Source organism: Ciceribacter azotifigens (genome assembly GCF_048159625.1).
Taxonomy (GTDB): domain Bacteria; phylum Pseudomonadota; class Alphaproteobacteria; order Rhizobiales; family Rhizobiaceae; genus Allorhizobium; species Allorhizobium azotifigens.
This window is the reverse complement of record NZ_JBLQTA010000001.1, coordinates 170405-184580: the sequence shown is the minus strand read 5'-3', so window position 1 is coordinate 184580 and position 14176 is coordinate 170405. Positions and strand designations below refer to the sequence as shown.

At 63.5% G+C, this 14176-nt stretch carries 14 protein-coding genes and 1 pseudogene; 5 read left to right on the top strand and 10 right to left on the bottom strand.

Annotated elements, in window-relative coordinates; translation table 11 throughout:
* Positions 1–61: 61 nt before the first annotated feature.
* The 3 genes and pseudogenes from ACM6UT_RS00950 to ACM6UT_RS00940 all read right to left on the bottom strand — a co-directional run.
* Positions 62–514, bottom strand: coding sequence for a cupin domain-containing protein (locus tag ACM6UT_RS00950; protein ID WP_416795501.1), 453 nt, complete (start codon positions 512–514; stop codon positions 62–64).
* Entirely contained in the window at positions 511–1149 is a 639-nt protein-coding gene (locus tag ACM6UT_RS00945; RefSeq protein WP_416795500.1) for a TetR/AcrR family transcriptional regulator, read from the bottom strand. The genes ACM6UT_RS00950 and ACM6UT_RS00945 overlap by 4 nt, the downstream gene beginning before the upstream one ends.
* A gap of 203 nt (positions 1150–1352) precedes the next feature.
* Positions 1353–1491, bottom strand: a pseudogene (locus ACM6UT_RS00940) (extensin family protein); the annotation flags it as partial.
* Positions 1492–1686: 195 nt separating this feature from the next.
* Here ACM6UT_RS00940 and ACM6UT_RS00935 point away from each other — a divergent pair.
* The gene (locus tag ACM6UT_RS00935; RefSeq protein WP_416795499.1) at positions 1687–2097 is read left to right on the top strand and encodes an ester cyclase; all 411 of its coding nucleotides are present in this window, start codon (positions 1687–1689) and stop codon (positions 2095–2097) included.
* 9 nt (positions 2098–2106) lie between these two features.
* Here ACM6UT_RS00935 and ACM6UT_RS00930 read toward each other — a convergent pair whose 3' ends face one another.
* Both ACM6UT_RS00930 and ACM6UT_RS00925 read right to left on the bottom strand, forming a co-directional pair.
* The gene (locus ACM6UT_RS00930; protein ID WP_416795498.1) at positions 2107–2550 is read right to left on the bottom strand and encodes a MarR family winged helix-turn-helix transcriptional regulator; all 444 of its coding nucleotides are present in this window, start codon (positions 2548–2550) and stop codon (positions 2107–2109) included.
* 124 nt (positions 2551–2674) lie between these two features.
* Complete coding sequence (locus ACM6UT_RS00925; RefSeq protein ID WP_416795497.1) at positions 2675–3475, bottom strand: extensin-like domain-containing protein; 801 nt, start codon at positions 3473–3475, stop codon at positions 2675–2677.
* A gap of 291 nt (positions 3476–3766) precedes the next feature.
* On the opposite strand from ACM6UT_RS00925, the gene ACM6UT_RS00920 reads away from it, so the two are divergent.
* The 4 genes from ACM6UT_RS00920 to ACM6UT_RS00905 all read left to right on the top strand — a co-directional run bounded on the left by ACM6UT_RS00920 (position 3767) and on the right by ACM6UT_RS00905 (position 9888).
* Positions 3767–5956, top strand: a complete 2190-nt coding sequence (locus ACM6UT_RS00920) for an anthranilate synthase (RefSeq protein ID WP_416795496.1) — start codon at positions 3767–3769, stop codon at positions 5954–5956.
* A 139-nt stretch (positions 5957–6095) separates the two neighbouring features.
* A complete protein-coding gene (locus tag ACM6UT_RS00915; RefSeq protein ID WP_416795495.1) occupies positions 6096–6998 on the top strand; it encodes a cation diffusion facilitator family transporter in 903 nt (300 codons plus the stop codon).
* A gap of 12 nt (positions 6999–7010) precedes the next feature.
* Entirely contained in the window at positions 7011–7475 is a 465-nt protein-coding gene (queF, locus tag ACM6UT_RS00910) for a preQ(1) synthase (RefSeq protein WP_416795494.1), read from the top strand.
* Between the two features lie 190 nt (positions 7476–7665).
* Positions 7666–9888: a putative bifunctional diguanylate cyclase/phosphodiesterase gene (locus ACM6UT_RS00905; protein WP_416795493.1), complete on the top strand. Its 2223-nt coding sequence runs from the start codon at positions 7666–7668 to the stop codon at positions 9886–9888.
* Positions 9889–9915: 27 nt separating this feature from the next.
* Here ACM6UT_RS00905 and ACM6UT_RS00900 read toward each other — a convergent pair whose 3' ends face one another.
* The 5 genes from ACM6UT_RS00900 to ACM6UT_RS00880 form a co-directional block, all read right to left on the bottom strand.
* On the bottom strand, positions 9916–10671 hold the full coding sequence (locus tag ACM6UT_RS00900) for an amino acid ABC transporter ATP-binding protein (RefSeq protein WP_416795492.1): 756 nt from the start codon (positions 10669–10671) through the stop codon (positions 9916–9918).
* The gene (locus tag ACM6UT_RS00895) at positions 10668–11348 is read right to left on the bottom strand and encodes an amino acid ABC transporter permease (protein ID WP_416795491.1); all 681 of its coding nucleotides are present in this window, start codon (positions 11346–11348) and stop codon (positions 10668–10670) included. The genes ACM6UT_RS00900 and ACM6UT_RS00895 overlap by 4 nt, the downstream gene beginning before the upstream one ends.
* A 280-nt stretch (positions 11349–11628) precedes the next feature.
* Entirely contained in the window at positions 11629–12402 is a 774-nt protein-coding gene (locus ACM6UT_RS00890; RefSeq protein ID WP_416795490.1) for an amino acid ABC transporter substrate-binding protein, read from the bottom strand.
* Between the two features lie 244 nt (positions 12403–12646).
* Positions 12647–13219, bottom strand: coding sequence for a HupE/UreJ family protein (locus tag ACM6UT_RS00885; RefSeq protein WP_416795489.1), 573 nt, complete (start codon positions 13217–13219; stop codon positions 12647–12649).
* A gap of 219 nt (positions 13220–13438) precedes the next feature.
* The gene (locus tag ACM6UT_RS00880; RefSeq protein ID WP_129332307.1) at positions 13439–13951 is read right to left on the bottom strand and encodes a hypothetical protein; all 513 of its coding nucleotides are present in this window, start codon (positions 13949–13951) and stop codon (positions 13439–13441) included.
* Between the last annotated feature and the right edge of the window lie 225 nt (positions 13952–14176).

The window sequence follows — 14176 nt, the reverse complement described above, 5'->3', positions numbered from 1 at the left end:
TGTCAGCCGGTCACGACACCAACTATGTCCGCGACCGGCTCATTGTTTGGCGCAAGCCGTCTCACGCGGCCATGGTGATCGGCTCAATGCCGTGGCGCTGCATGGCGGCACCGATTCCTGCAAAGTCAGGTTCGGCCTGCGGCTCGACAGTGCCGATGTCGCGGAAGAAGGCGATCATCGACTTTTCGATCAGCACCAGCATGCGCACTGGCTTGCCACTGTCATTGGAATAGTTGTGCGGCGCCATTGGCGGAATGCGCACCGCCGTGCGGGGACCTGCCAACACCACCTGCGGCGCCCCATCGGCACCGAAATTGCGCACGGTGAGCTCGCCCTCGAGGATGTAGAACATTTCGGACGAGGCATGCGTATGAGGCGGTGTGCCGGAGCCCGCCGGCACCTCGATGTCGAGCAGTTCGAGGTTTGATCCGGGCAGGCCGCCGAGGAAGCGGATGCGGTCGGCGACAACCCACAGGGTTTCGCCTCCATTCGCGGGGATGACGTCGAGATTCATGGTTTTTTCTCCGTTGTTTGCGATGGGACGTCCGCCTCTGCATGGCCCGGGTCGACCGCGGACAGGATCAACTCGAGCGCCCAGGATGCGGCCTCGCCGGCCTGGGCGCCGGTAAGACCGCCATAGTCCTTCAAGACTTCCCAAGCGGGAGCCGAGAAGAGCAGGTGCGCCAGCGCCTCGACCTTGCGGGCTTTGGCTGGCGGAAGTTGACAGAGGACAGGCTCCAGCGCACCGGCGAACAGCGCGCGCCGTCCAGTGACGGTATCCAGGCGCATCTCGCGCCCGGTGCGGGAATGGAGCGCGGCGCGCATCGCCGCCTCATGTGCATCAAAGCGCGGAAAGGCCTCGCGCGGACCGTCGACCACGTCACGCACGCTGTGCGGGGACGGGGACGCCCCGATCTTGGCATTGAGCCACGGCCAGAATGCGCAAATCAGTTCCTCCTTGGTGGCGAAGTGGCGGAAGATCGTACGCCTCTCCACGCCGGCTTTCTGCGCGATTGCCTCTATACCGATCTCGTCGGGTGCGTTGGTCTCGCTCATCAGTGTGTAGAGCGCGGCAAGGATCGTCTCGCGCGTCTGGCGCGCTTTTTCTTCGCGCAACGGACTGTTGTAGGGTCGTGTGGTGCCGGACATTGCAGGTCCTCCGAATTTGATGTCACGTCATGTGCCATCAAATGTAAGGCCTGTCAATTGATGACACTGCAAGTGACGTTAATTTATCTGGTGAAGGCATGATCGGGCAATCGCGCGTTGCGCGGAGCGTCGCCTTCCGGCCCCCGGTCGGAAGTTCATCATGGCTGACCCTATGTCCGTTCCCGCGCCCCATCTCCCGCCCTTCACCGGCAATAGCGATACCCGCCCGTCCGCTTCATCACGTCGAGATGCATATGGTCGCGGTGGGTATCGTCGCTGCCGGGGGGAGAGGACGGTGGTGAAGTAGAGGCAGGCGGCGGCGTTGAGCGCGCGCTGGAAGGCGGCGATGGTGATCGTCGAGATCAACCATTTCGGCACGGACACCGAGGCCGATATCGAAGCGGACATCTCATGATGCGCGCTTGATCATATTCCATCCACGACATCACTTGAAAACCGGTGCCGCAGCGGATAAGTCAAAATTATACAGTTTAACTGTATAGTTTTGACGCGATAGCTTCACGGGAAGGATCAATCATGTCTGCCGACAACAAGGAGGTGGTTCGCCGCTTCAACAGCGAGGTCATTCAAAACGGGAACGAGGCCGAGTTTCATGCCCTGATGGCTCCGGATTTCGTCAACCATTCAGCGCCGCCGGGAATGCCGAATGGTCCTGAAAGCATGTGGAACACATTCCAGAATGTCCTTCGCCCCGCCCTTTCCGACCTGAAGGTAACAATCCAAGATCAGATTGCTGAGGGTGACAAGGTGACAACACGAAAGACGATCAGCGGCGTACACTCCGGCACATTGATGGGAATTCCCGCCACAGGCCGGGACGTCGCCATCAGTGTCATCGACATCGTCCGGGTGGAGGACGGCAGATATGCCGAGCACTGGGGACTAAACACCCTGTCGAATGTCCTTGCCGCGCTGTCGAAGGCGTAGCGGTTTCGGCTACATGAGCCGTTCGATTACGAGGATTGCGGCTTGAAGCGTCTGTTTGTCCTGGTTGGATAGCCGCTCATCGATCAAGGCCGCAATCTTCAAGGTCCGGGCTTCGCGGGAGCGCGACAATTCTTCCCGTCCCTTCTGGGTGATGGAAAGAAGTTGACTGCGCCCGTCGGCCGGATTGGGCAGTTTGCCAACCAGTCCGTCAAGCTCCAGCTGTGCGGTGACCAATCGCATGCTCTGGTGTCTGACATTGCGGAGGTTTGCCAGTTCGGCAACACTCAGCGGACCGCTTCGATCAAGAAGCGACAGCGTCTCTGACTGAGACGTGGTCGGCGTATTCGCCTCGTTCTTGACGAGACGGACAAATCGCCCAAGCGTGGCACGAAGATCTTCCGCCAGCTCAAGCGCATCCGTACGATTTTCAGAACTTGCTCGATCGTTGGCCATCTGCCCTTGCCTCAGTGGGGAACGCAGTTCCCTCCGGCATACACTGCCATGCGCCATGAGTGAAATATCTCGAGCCCCCTTCCGTTCCCCAAATCCATCTCCCACGCCCCATCCTCCGCTGCCTTCACCGGCAATACCGATAGCCGCCCGCCCGCTTCATCACGTCGAGATGCATGTGGTCGCGGTGGGCGTCGTCGCTGCCCGGCGAGAGGACGGTGGTGAAATAGAGGCAGGCGGCGGCGTTCAGCGCCCGCTGGAAGGCGGCGGCGAGGTCTGAAACCTCGCTTGCGACGATCTTCATCGGCACCGGGCCTTTGTCGAATTCGAGTGCGGAAATGTCGACGGCGTTGCCGCGGGCGTGTTCGGAAATCTTGCCCGTATCGGCGCCGTTGCGCTTGCGGCAGACATAGCCGGATGCCTGGTGAACGGCCTTGAGCTTGCCCATCTCCGGCAGGCCGAGGCGTGCCGCAGGCCCGACAAGATCGCGGGTCATGCGGGCAAGCTGCAGCAGCGTCTCGCAGCGCGCCGTCACCTCGGGTTCGATTGTGACGTCGGACGAGAGTCGCGTCATCGCAACCGGCTTGTCGATGCCGCAGCCATTGCCGTCGTCGATGCGCGGGAGCGTCCTGAAGGCTGCGCCGAGCGAGGTCAGTTCGGTCATGCAGGCCTCGAATGCGGCCTTGTCTTCGGTTTCGACCGGTGGCGGCGGAGGAGGAGGTGGCGGTTCGGCCGGTTCTTCGTTCTTCTCCGGTTCCGGTGCCGCCGGCGCTTGCCTTTCCTTCGGCTTTTCAGCGGGTACGGCCGGTTCGGCGGCGGGCGCGCGTTCGGCCTCAGACGGTTTCGGCAGGGGGACCGGAGGATTGTCCGGCGCAGCGATGGCGGTGGTGGCGGCGAGCACTGCCGCCAGCAGAAGAAGTCTCGGCAACCGTCCTGTCTCCGTTGTCGGGTCTGTCGACAACGGCCGGCGGCGTATTTGGTTTCATCGATGGAGGCACGGCGGCGCGCCAAGGCCTCTTGCGCGGCTGCCGGGTTGACGGTATGAGTTTTCTCATGACGACGTTTTTGAACATCGGTAACTGGTGGTGGGCTCGCTAACGCGGCCTTGACCAGTCATGTCCAGAGACAAGTGACCCAAAGCCGCCCGGAAAATCTGAGGCGGCTTTTTTGTATTCAGGCGCCTCCATCCGGGCCTTGAACGACGGAGTGAAGAGAGAGCATGACGACGATCATTCGGGATGATGGCGGGGAGACCTATACCACCCGCGGCGGCATCAAGGTGACGCGCTCGCGCCGGGCGGCGCCCTACGCCGATGCCATCAACGGCTACATCGACAGGCTCGATGAGCACCGCGGTGCGGTCTTCTCCTCCAACTACGAATATCCTGGCCGCTATACGCGCTGGGACACGGCGATCGTCGATCCGCCGCTCGGCATTTCCTGCTTCGGCCGCAAGATGTGGATCGAGGCGTACAACGAACGCGGCGAGGTGCTGCTCTCCTTCATCGCCGCAAGGCTGCGCACGGTCGCGGAAATCACGCTGGGCGCCGCGACGGCGCGTCGCCTCGATCTGACGGTCAGCGAGCCGGACCGGGTGTTCACCGAGGAGGAACGCTCGAAGATCCCGACGGTGTTCACCGTGCTTCGCGCGATCACCGATCTTTTCCATTCCGAGGCGGACAGCTCCATCGGCCTTTTCGGCGCCTTCGGCTACGATCTCGCCTTCCAGTTCGACGCGATCAAGCTGTCGCTCGAACGTCCCGAAGACCAGCGCGACATGGTGCTTTTCCTGCCGGACGAGATCCTCGTGGTCGACCACTATTCTGCCAGGGCCTGGATCGACCGCTACGATTTCGAGAAGGACGGCGTGACGACCGAGGGCAAGGCTGACGCAATCGCGCCGGAGCCGTTCAAGGCCACCGACACGATCCCGCCGCGCGGCGACCATCGCCCGGGCGAATATGCCGAGCTCGTGGTCAAGGCCAAGGAGAGCTTCCGCCGCGGCGACCTCTTCGAGGTGGTGCCGGGCCAGAAGTTCATGGAGCGCTGCGAGTCCAAGCCGTCCGAGATTTCGAAGCGCCTGAAGGAGATCAACCCGTCTCCCTATTCCTTCTTCATCAATCTCGGAAACCAGGAATATCTCGTCGGGGCCTCGCCGGAGATGTTCGTGCGCGTGTCCGGCCGGCGCATCGAGACCTGCCCGATCTCGGGCACGATCAAGCGCGGCGCCGACCCGATCGCCGATTCCGAGCAGATCCTGAAGCTTCTGAATTCCAAGAAGGACGAGAGCGAGCTCACCATGTGCTCGGACGTCGACCGCAACGACAAGTCTCGCGTCTGCGAGCCGGGCTCGGTCAAGGTCATCGGCCGCCGCCAGATCGAGATGTATTCGCGCCTCATCCACACCGTCGACCACATCGAGGGGCGTCTGCGCGACGGCATGGACGCCTTCGACGGCTTCCTCTCCCACGCCTGGGCTGTCACGGTCACCGGCGCACCGAAACTCTGGGCGATGCGCTTCATCGAGGCGCATGAGAAGAGCCCGCGCGCCTGGTATGGTGGGGCGATCGGCATGGTCGGCTTCAACGGCGACATGAACACCGGCTTGACGCTCAGGACCGTGCGGATCAAGGATGGCATCGCCGAGGTGCGCGCCGGCGCGACGCTGCTGAACGATTCCATTCCGGAAGAGGAAGAAGCCGAAACCGAACTGAAGGCATCCGCCATGATTTCTGCCATTCGCGATGCGAAATCCGGAAACGACGAGAAGTCGAAGCGCGGTGTCGCCGCCGTCGGCAAGGGCGTGAACATCCTGCTCGTCGACCACGAGGACAGCTTCGTCCACACGCTCGCCAACTATTTCCGCCAGACCGGCGCCACCGTGACGACCGTGCGCACGCCGGTCGCCGACGAGGTGTTCGATCGCCTCAATCCCGACCTCGTGGTGCTTTCGCCCGGACCGGGCAGTCCGAAGGATTTCGACTGCAAGGCGACGATCAAAAAGGCACGGGCGCGGCAATTGCCGATCTTTGGCGTCTGCCTCGGTCTGCAGGCGCTTGCCGAAGCCTATGGCGGCGAGTTGCGCCAGCTTGCTATCCCGATGCACGGCAAGCCCTCGCGCATCCGCGTTCTGGAACCCGGCATCGTCTTCTCCGGCCTTGCCAAGGAAGTGACCGTCGGCCGCTACCACTCGATCTTCGCCGATCCTGCGACGCTCGACCGCGACTTCATGATTACGGCGGAGAGCGAGGACGGCACGATCATGGGTATCGAGCACACCAAGGAACCGGTGGCGGCGGTGCAGTTCCATCCGGAATCGATCATGACGCTTGGGCAGGACGCCGGCATGCGGATGATCGAGAACGTGGTCGCGCATCTCGCACGGCGTGCGAAGGAAAAGGCGGCGTGAGGATGATGGCGGGGCGCTTGACCCCGCACCTCCGTCTGTCCTAGAGACCTCATTGCGAAACCGTCCACCGCCCGTGGGCGGTTTCGTCGTTGTGGAAGTAGCGAATGCAATTCGCTTGCAAGTGCAGGGGCGACGGAAGATGACGACAGAGAGCAACGGTCTGGTACAGCGCCTGGCCTTCTGGGGTATCCCCCTTTCCATCGGGGTCATGGGGCTGAAGCTCGTCGCCTGGAAGGTGACGGGGTCGATCGCGCTGCTCTCCGACGGCCTGGAATCGACGGTCAACGTGGTGGCGGCTGTGGTCGCCTTCTTCGTCATCCGCTACGCTCAGAAGCCGGCGGATTCGAGCCATCCCTACGGCCACCACAAGGCGGAGTATTTCTCCGCCGTTCTCGAAGGCGTGCTGATCGTCGTCGCGGCGTTGCTCATCCTTCAGGAAGCAGTCGCTGCTCTCCCCAATCCGAAGCTTCTCGAGGCGCCGGTGCTCGGTCTTGCGATCAACTCGCTCGCCGCTGCCATCAACGGCGCCTGGGCCTTGACGCTCATTCGCGTCGGCAAGAGGCATCGCTCCCCGGCTTTGCAGGCGGACGGCCATCACGTGCTTTCCGACGTCGTGACGTCGGGTGGCGTCTTGATTGGTCTTGTGCTTGCCATAGTCACCGGCTACGCGATCCTCGATCCGCTGCTTGCCATTCTCGTTGCGCTCAACATCATCTTCCAGGGCTGGAAGGTGATTTCCCACTCCGTTGCCGGCCTCATGGACCAGGCCGTCGAGCCCGAGGAAGAAGAGGCGATCAAGCAGGCGATCAAGGAGAATTGCGAGGGCTCGCTCGGGGTGCATTATCTCCGCTCACGTCGCGCCGGTGCCGCCACCTTCGTCGCCTTCGACCTGGTGGTACCCTCCAAGATGACCGTGGGTGAGGCCCATGTGATCTGCGACCGGCTGGAAATGGCCTTGCACAAGGCCTTGCCCGGGACGCGCGTCACGATCCATGTCGAGCCGGAGAATGAAATGGCGCACGGCAACGGCGTCGAAATCTGAAGGAGTTTCATGATGAGCAAGACCGACGTTTCCGGCCTGACCCAGCTAGGTCAGTCCGTCGAAGCGCCCACGACCCCGGAGTCGGCTGTCCTTGAGCGCGTGCCGAACGGCAATGCCGGGACAGACTACGTCGTCCGCTTTACCGCGCCCGAGTTCACCTCGCTTTGCCCGATGACGGGCCAGCCCGACTTCGCCCATATCGTCATCGACTACATTCCCGGCGACTGGCTGGTAGAATCGAAGTCGCTGAAGCTCTTCCTCTTTTCCTTCCGCAATCACGGTGCCTTCCACGAGGACTGCTCAATCTACATCGCCAAGCGGCTGGTCGACCTCCTGCAGCCGAAATGGCTCCGGATCGGTGCCTATTGGTATCCGCGCGGCGGCATCCCGATCGACGTGTTCTGGCAGACGGGCGAGGCGCCCGCCGGCGTATGGCTTCCCGACCAGGGCGTTCCGACCTATCGCGGCCGCGGCTGAATCGTGAGCACCGGCCGGAGGCCGCGGCAGTGTCTGCCGACCTGCGCGAAACGGTGCGAGCTCGGCAGGGGGCGGACCGTTTCGTCTTTCTCCCCAACATCTTGCGTTAGCACTTCATAAACCGTGAACGGAAGCCGCCCGTTAACAACTGGCGTGCGATGGCTGCAGGGTCAGGGAGGTATGGACAGGCATGGAACGAGGCGCCGACCGTCGCAGGATCGCGACCTTTCCCCTCAAAGTGGTCCTCCTCACCGTTTGCGGGATAATCGCGCTGGTGATCGCCGCGCAGGTCTTCCTGACCTGGGCCACCCGGGTCATCGATACTCAGTCGGAAGCCCGACAGGTCCAGATCGCCGACCACGTCATCGGCCAGTTGCGTTCGCAGGTCGCCCACGACCAGGAAAGCTCAACGGTCTGGGACGAGGCCGTGGAGAAGATGCGCGAGCCGCCGAGCCAGGAACGCGACGAGTGGATCGACGGCAATCTCGGCAGGTGGATGATCACGTATTTCGGCCACGACGCGGCTTTCGTCCTCGATGCGACCGATCGACCGATCTACGCCTATGCGGACGGCAAGATCGGCGGTCCGGAGACGTTCGAGCGTTTCCGCCCGGTCGCCGAGCCGCTGGCGGCGCGTCTGCGCGATATCCTGCGCCGGCAGGACAAGAGTCAGGTCAGCGATCGCGTGCTCTCTCCGGGCGTCAGTGATTTCAGCAGGGTCGGCGAGCATCCGGCGATCGTCAGCGTCAAGCCCGTGGTGTCCGACAGCGGCGAGATCGAGCAGGTTCCGGGCGAGGAGTATCTGCACGTCGCCGTGAAGTATCTCGACAGCGACTTTCTGCAGGAACTTTCGACCGAGTACGGCTTCCACGGTCTCTTCTTCTCGCCGGTGTCGCAGAAGTTGCCCGGCACGGCCGAGTTGCCGGTCGTCGCCGACAGTGGGCAGCTCGTCGGCTATTTCGACTGGCGTCCCTACCGCCCGGGCTCGGCATTCCTCGCCTCGATCTCACCGGCGCTCGTCGGTGCACTGGTGTTGCTGATCATCACGCTCGCGCTCTTTCTTCTCGCCCTTTATCGGCGCCTCAAGGTGAACCGTGCGCAGGAGGAGCGTATTCGCTTCCTCGCCAATCACGACGCCCTGACCGGGCTACTGAACCGCACGGCCTTCGAACGCGCACTGGACGCGGCGCTGACGCCGAGCAAGGGCGTGGTGCCGCAGATCGCCGTGCTTTATCTCGATCTCGACCGGTTCAAGCAGATCAACGACACGCTGGGACACGGTGCCGGCGACAGTGTCATCCAGGAGGTGGCGAAGCGGATCGGCGCACTGCTGCCGCAGAACGGACGTCTCTGCCGCGTCGGCGGCGACGAGTTCAACATCTTCGTGCCCTTCGTGGAGGTGTCCGAGGTGGAAACGCTCGGCGCGCGGATCGTCGCCTCGATCGCCGAACCCTTCGTCGTAGAGGGCAAGACCACCTTCGCCGGTGTCTCGGTCGGTGCGGCCTATTCGCCTCTTCATGGTACGAACCGCAGCGAACTCACCCGCAAGGCGGATGTCGCGCTCTACAATGCCAAGGCGAGTGGGCGGGGACGCTTTACCGCCTTCGGCGTTCACATGGACGTCATCATCAGGGAACGGGCGGAGATCGAGCGCGATCTCCATACCGCGCTCAAGGAAACCGGCCAGTTCGAGGTTCTCTACCAGCCGAAGTACCGGGCGCAGACCGGCGACCTGATCAGCGTCGAGGCGCTGGTGCGGTGGTATCATCCAACGCGCGGCTGGTTGTCTCCGACCTTCTTCATCCCGATCGCCGAGGAGACAGGCCTCATACGAGCGCTCGGGCGCCATGTCCTCGAGGAGGCCTGCAGGGCGGCGGCGAAATGGCAGATCGGCAGCGTGGCGGTCAACGTCTCGCCGATCCAGTGGCGTACCCCTGGCTTAGCGTCGGAGGTCAAGTCGATCCTGGAGGCGACTGGTCTCGATCCGCATCGACTGGAGCTCGAAATCACCGAAACAGCTTGGATGGACAGCACTTCCACCTGCGTCGCGAACATAAAGGCTCTTCGCGAGCTCGGCATTGCCATCGCGCTCGACGATTTCGGGACAGGCTTCTCCACCTTCGGCCGCCTGCTTGACACCGAGGTTGATCACATCAAGATCGACAAGTCCTTCATCGACGGGCTCGGCAAGTCGCGCGGCGACGAAGCGATCGTACAGGCGATCGTGAACATGGCGCACGCCAGGGGAGTGAAGACGACCGCCGAGGGTGTGCAGACGCAGGAGCAGAGCTTATTCCTGACGGCGATCGGCTGCGACGAACTGCAGGGCTTCCTGTTTTCGGAACCCGTCTCGGTCAGGGACATCGACAAGTTGCTGGCCGGCAGTCGCACGCAGGCACGCCCGCAGTCATGACCGAGGCCAGTGGCGCGGCGTTGCCGCTCAGAGCGTCTGGGCGGCGCTGATCGAGGAGACGAAGCGGCGGGTGCGTTCGCGTTGCGGATCGCGAAAGATCTGTTCGGCGCTCCCCTTCTCCACCACCTGACCGGCATCCAGAAAGACCACCTGATTGGCGATCCGCGAGGCAAGGCGCAGATCATGCGTCGCCATCACCATGGTCGTACCTTCGCTCGCAAGCTTGCTCAGGACGTCCACGACCTCGCCCGCGAGTTCCGGATCGAGCGCCGATGTCGGCTCGTCGCAGAGGAGGACCTTGGGGAAGGGGGCGAGCGCGCGGGCGATCGCCACGCGCTGCTGCTGGCCGCCGGAAAGATTGGCGGGCCAGGCATCCGCCTTGTGAGCCATGCCGACCTTGGTCAACAGTTCGACTGCGCGGGCGCGCGCCCTTTCGCGGGACCATTTCTGGACGACGAGAAGTCCCTCCATGACGTTCTCGATGGCCGTTCGGTGCGGGAAGAGCTGGAAGTTCTGGAAGACCATGCCGGTCTCGCAGCGGATTTTCTGGATCGCCATCCAGGGCGCCTTACGGTCCGGCGCGAACTCCACCCGGTCGTCACCGACCTGGACGGACCCGGAGGTAGGGAGTTCGAGGAGGTTGATCGATCGAAGCAGCGTGCTCTTGCCGCCGCCGGAGGGGCCGACGAGCGCCGTCACGCTGCCTTCGGGAAAGGTGAGCGAGATGTCGTTGAGGATCACCGCCTCGCCGAAGTGCTTCACGATGTTGGACAGTTCGATCATCGGTTGGCCTCCAGCATGCCGCCGTAGCGGCCGAAACGGACTTCGAGACGTGATTGCAGCGCCGAGAGAACCGAACTCATGGCGAGGTAGATCAAGGCGGCCTCCACGTAGAGGATCAGCGGCTCATAGGTGGTGGCGACGATGCGCTGCGCCGACTGGAAGAGTTCGGGCACGGTGATCGCGGCGGCGAGCGAGGTATCCTTGACCAGTGATATGAAGGTGTTGGAAAGCGGCGGCACCGCGACCCGGCCCGCCTGTGGCAGGATCGTGCGGCGCATGGCCTGGCTCCAGGTCATGCCGGTGGAATAGGCTGCCTCCCATTGTCCCTTGGGCACCGAGGCAATGGCCGCGCGGATGATCTCGGAGGTGTAGGCGCCGACGTTGAGCGTGAAGCCGATCAGCGCGGCCGGGAAGGCGTCGAGCAGGATACCGATGCTCGGCAGGCCGTAGAAGATCACGAAGAGCTGCACCAAGAGCGGCGTGCCGCGGATCGCCCAGACGTAGAAGCGGGCGACAAGCACCAGCGGCTTCGGCGCGAAGAGCCGTGTCACCGCGGCGACGAGGCCGAGCGACAGTCCGAGAACGAATGAGAGAAGCGTCAGCGGAATGGTGAACTTCACACCGGCCCAAAGCAGGGTCGGGAGCGAATCGATCATCAGTTGCAGCCAGTGCGGCATGGCATCGTCCTTGTGGGAGCGGACTAAAGTGGTTTTGCGGCAAAGGCGAACCAACGCCCCTGCCGCGTGTCAGTCAAGGTCGGAGAGGCAGCCCCGAGAGCGAAGGCGTGTCCGATCGGCGTGTTGTGCAGGCGGCGGAGGCGCTCCCCACCTTCCTTCGACGGGGAGGTCGCTGCGAAGCTGCAGGTGGAGTGAAACCCTTCCAGCCGAGAGAAAAAGGTCCGGCGTGGTCACCCCACTCCGGACCTTCGGTCCGATCATCCCCACAAGGGGAGGGCCGCTACTTCGAAACGTCGGCGCCGAAATACTTCTCCGAGATCTTCTGGTAGGTGCCGTCGGCCTTGATGTCCGCGAGCGCCTTGTTGATCGCGGCGACGAGCTCCGGATCGCCCTTGCGGACGATGATGCCGGAATAGTCGGCATCGGCCTTCTCGGCGACGATCTTCACCGGCGCATCCGGCTTCTGCTTCTTGAAGTCGAGGAAGGAGAGGCTGTCGTTGATCGTGGCGTCGGCGCGGCCGGTCAGCACGAGCTGGATCGACTGGTCGAAGCCGTCGGTGCCGACGAGTTCGGCACCGGCTTCCTCGGCAAGCTTGCCGAAGTTGCTGGTGAGCGACTGGGCCGACTTCTTGCCCTTGAGGTCCGCGAAGCCCTTGATGTCGGTATTGTCGTCCTTGACGATCAGCACGGCCTTGGAGGCGATGTAGGGATCGGAGAAGTCGTATTTCTGCTTGCGCGCCTCGGTGATGCCGACCTGGTTGATGACGGCGTCGTAGCGGTTGGCGTCGAGCCCGGCGATGAGGCCGTCCCACTTGCCTTCGACGAATTCCGCCTTCACGCCGAGCTTCCCGGCGACGGCTTCACCGATTTCGACGTCGAAGCCGACGAGCTTGTTCTCGGCATCGTGGAAGGTGAACGGCGCATAGGTGCCTTCGGTGCCGATCTTGAAGACGCCGGCCGACTTGATCTGGTCGAGGTTTTCACCCGCCAGAACGGGCGCGAGGGTCAGTGTTTGCAGCGCTGCCGCCGCGGCGATCGTCTTGAGCCAGCTCATCGTGTTTTCCTTTCGGGTCACTCTTCGGATGGCGTTTTAATGTCAGATCGGAATTGCGTTGGGAGGAGAGAAAAGCGCGAATTGAACGAGCAAATGAGAATATTTTGCTCACGCGCCGACACGCCTGCTGCTTCGTCATGGCGCTGCCGGACTGCCCAAACGCAAAACCGCCGCGAAGGTTCCCGGGCGAACCCGGCCTTCGCAGCGGCTATAGGAGAGGGCGGCCGCTGCCGCCCGTGTCGGATCAGCCGAAGATGAGAGCAGCGCCACCGAGCGCGGTCGCGGCGCCGAGAAGGCGGGTGGTGATCGTTCCCATGCGGGACAGCGAGATGCCGAGGCCGACGCCCGCTGCATGCAGCAGCGCGGTGGAGACGAGGAAGCCGAGGCCGAACTGGACGGCGCCGGCAGCACCGAGTTCACCACCATGGGCGTGGCCGTGGAAGAGAGCGAAGACGCCGACGATCGCGGCCGATGCCGCGGCCGGAAGGCGGACGGCGGTTGCGACCAGCAGGCCGAGGCCGATGACGGAGGCGAGCACGGCCGGCTCGACGAAGGGCAGGCCGATGCCGGAAACCGCAAGCAGGAAGCCTGCGGCCATCGTGGTCACGAAGGCTGCGGGAACGGCGAAGAGCGCCCGCCCGCCGATCTGTGAAGCCCAGAGGCCGACTGCGACCATCGCCAGCACGTGATCGACACCGCCGAGGGGGTGCGACACGCCGGCCATCAGCGAGCCGTGCTCGGCCGGATCGAGATGTGCGAAGGCCGGAGCCGCGGCGGCGGCGAGGAAGGCGGCGGAAAGCGAAAGGCGTTTGAACATCTCTTGTCCCTCGGTTTGGTCGACACGGCGCCCGGACATCGGTCGCGCCTGCCTGAAGCTATAGGCCATCCGAACGTCTGACGTAAGCCGGTCAGTCCGGTTCGGCGGCAATTTTCGTTCCCGCGAAGATATGCACACCGGAAAGAACGATCCCGGAGCCCTTGCGGCGCCGGGATCGGCAATTGCGACATCGTATGCGGAACGCCGCGGCGGTCCGCCTTACTTCTGGGCGTCGAGAACCTCGGCGCAACGCGACAGGCTGAGGCCTTCGCCCGTCGTGTCGTTGCTGGCCCGGATCGCACGAATGCGATCGGTCGCGTCGACGGTGATCTGCACCTCGCAGAAGAGTTCCTCGACGCGGGCGGGAGAAATCATCTGCGGCTGCTGCGGTACGTAGACGCCCATGCTGCTCGTCGTGGTCTTGGTGACGGTGACGCCGGGCTCCTTTTCGCGGCTCGTCGTCTTCGTGACCGTCTTGCCGTAGACCGGCTGCTCGGCCGGTGTGGAATACTGTGCGGGAATGTACTGCGTCTTCTCCCCGCCGCGCCAGGTGTAGATCGTGTTGCCGGTGCCGGTACGGAATTCCGAGACCGGTGGCCCGTAGCGGGAGAAGAAGAGTTCGGCCGGCTGGCCGATCCAGCGCGACTGGATGACGGTATTGGCTTCTTCGGTGGTTGTGCAGCCCGCGAGCGTTGCAGCCGCAAGCGCCAGTGCGGCGAGACGGATCTTCATGTCGGATACCCCTGTCGTTTCCCAGCCATCCGGCAGACTGTTCCCGTCGCATGCATGGCCGCGGGGCCCTCTCCATCTGTCGGCTTGTGTCGGCGACGTTAGTTCGCCGGCAAAAGGCGAGACAACAGGGCGTGCCCGGTCCGCCCAAAAAAGGGCGATACAACCCCCGGAAAAGCGACCGACGGCGGCTTTCCACCACTCACCGCTTGCCCCGCCGGCCAGCGA

Coding starts and splice junctions, on each gene's coding strand:
- ACM6UT_RS00950 (WP_416795501.1), bottom strand. CDS start 514: ATGAATCTCGACGTCATCCCCGCGAATGGAGGCGAAACCCTGTGGGTT.
- ACM6UT_RS00945 (WP_416795500.1), bottom strand. CDS start 1,149: ATGTCCGGCACCACACGACCCTACAACAGTCCGTTGCGCGAAGAAAAA.
- ACM6UT_RS00935 (WP_416795499.1), top strand. CDS start 1,687: ATGTCTGCCGACAACAAGGAGGTGGTTCGCCGCTTCAACAGCGAGGTC.
- ACM6UT_RS00930 (WP_416795498.1), bottom strand. CDS start 2,550: ATGGCCAACGATCGAGCAAGTTCTGAAAATCGTACGGATGCGCTTGAG.
- ACM6UT_RS00920 (WP_416795496.1), top strand. CDS start 3,767: ATGACGACGATCATTCGGGATGATGGCGGGGAGACCTATACCACCCGC.
- ACM6UT_RS00915 (WP_416795495.1), top strand. CDS start 6,096: ATGACGACAGAGAGCAACGGTCTGGTACAGCGCCTGGCCTTCTGGGGT.
- queF (WP_416795494.1), top strand. CDS start 7,011: ATGAGCAAGACCGACGTTTCCGGCCTGACCCAGCTAGGTCAGTCCGTC.
- ACM6UT_RS00905 (WP_416795493.1), top strand. CDS start 7,666: ATGGAACGAGGCGCCGACCGTCGCAGGATCGCGACCTTTCCCCTCAAA.
- ACM6UT_RS00900 (WP_416795492.1), bottom strand. CDS start 10,671: ATGATCGAACTGTCCAACATCGTGAAGCACTTCGGCGAGGCGGTGATC.
- ACM6UT_RS00895 (WP_416795491.1), bottom strand. CDS start 11,348: ATGCCGCACTGGCTGCAACTGATGATCGATTCGCTCCCGACCCTGCTT.
- ACM6UT_RS00890 (WP_416795490.1), bottom strand. CDS start 12,402: ATGAGCTGGCTCAAGACGATCGCCGCGGCGGCAGCGCTGCAAACACTG.
- ACM6UT_RS00885 (WP_416795489.1), bottom strand. CDS start 13,219: ATGTTCAAACGCCTTTCGCTTTCCGCCGCCTTCCTCGCCGCCGCCGCG.
- ACM6UT_RS00880 (WP_129332307.1), bottom strand. CDS start 13,951: ATGAAGATCCGTCTCGCCGCACTGGCGCTTGCGGCTGCAACGCTCGCG.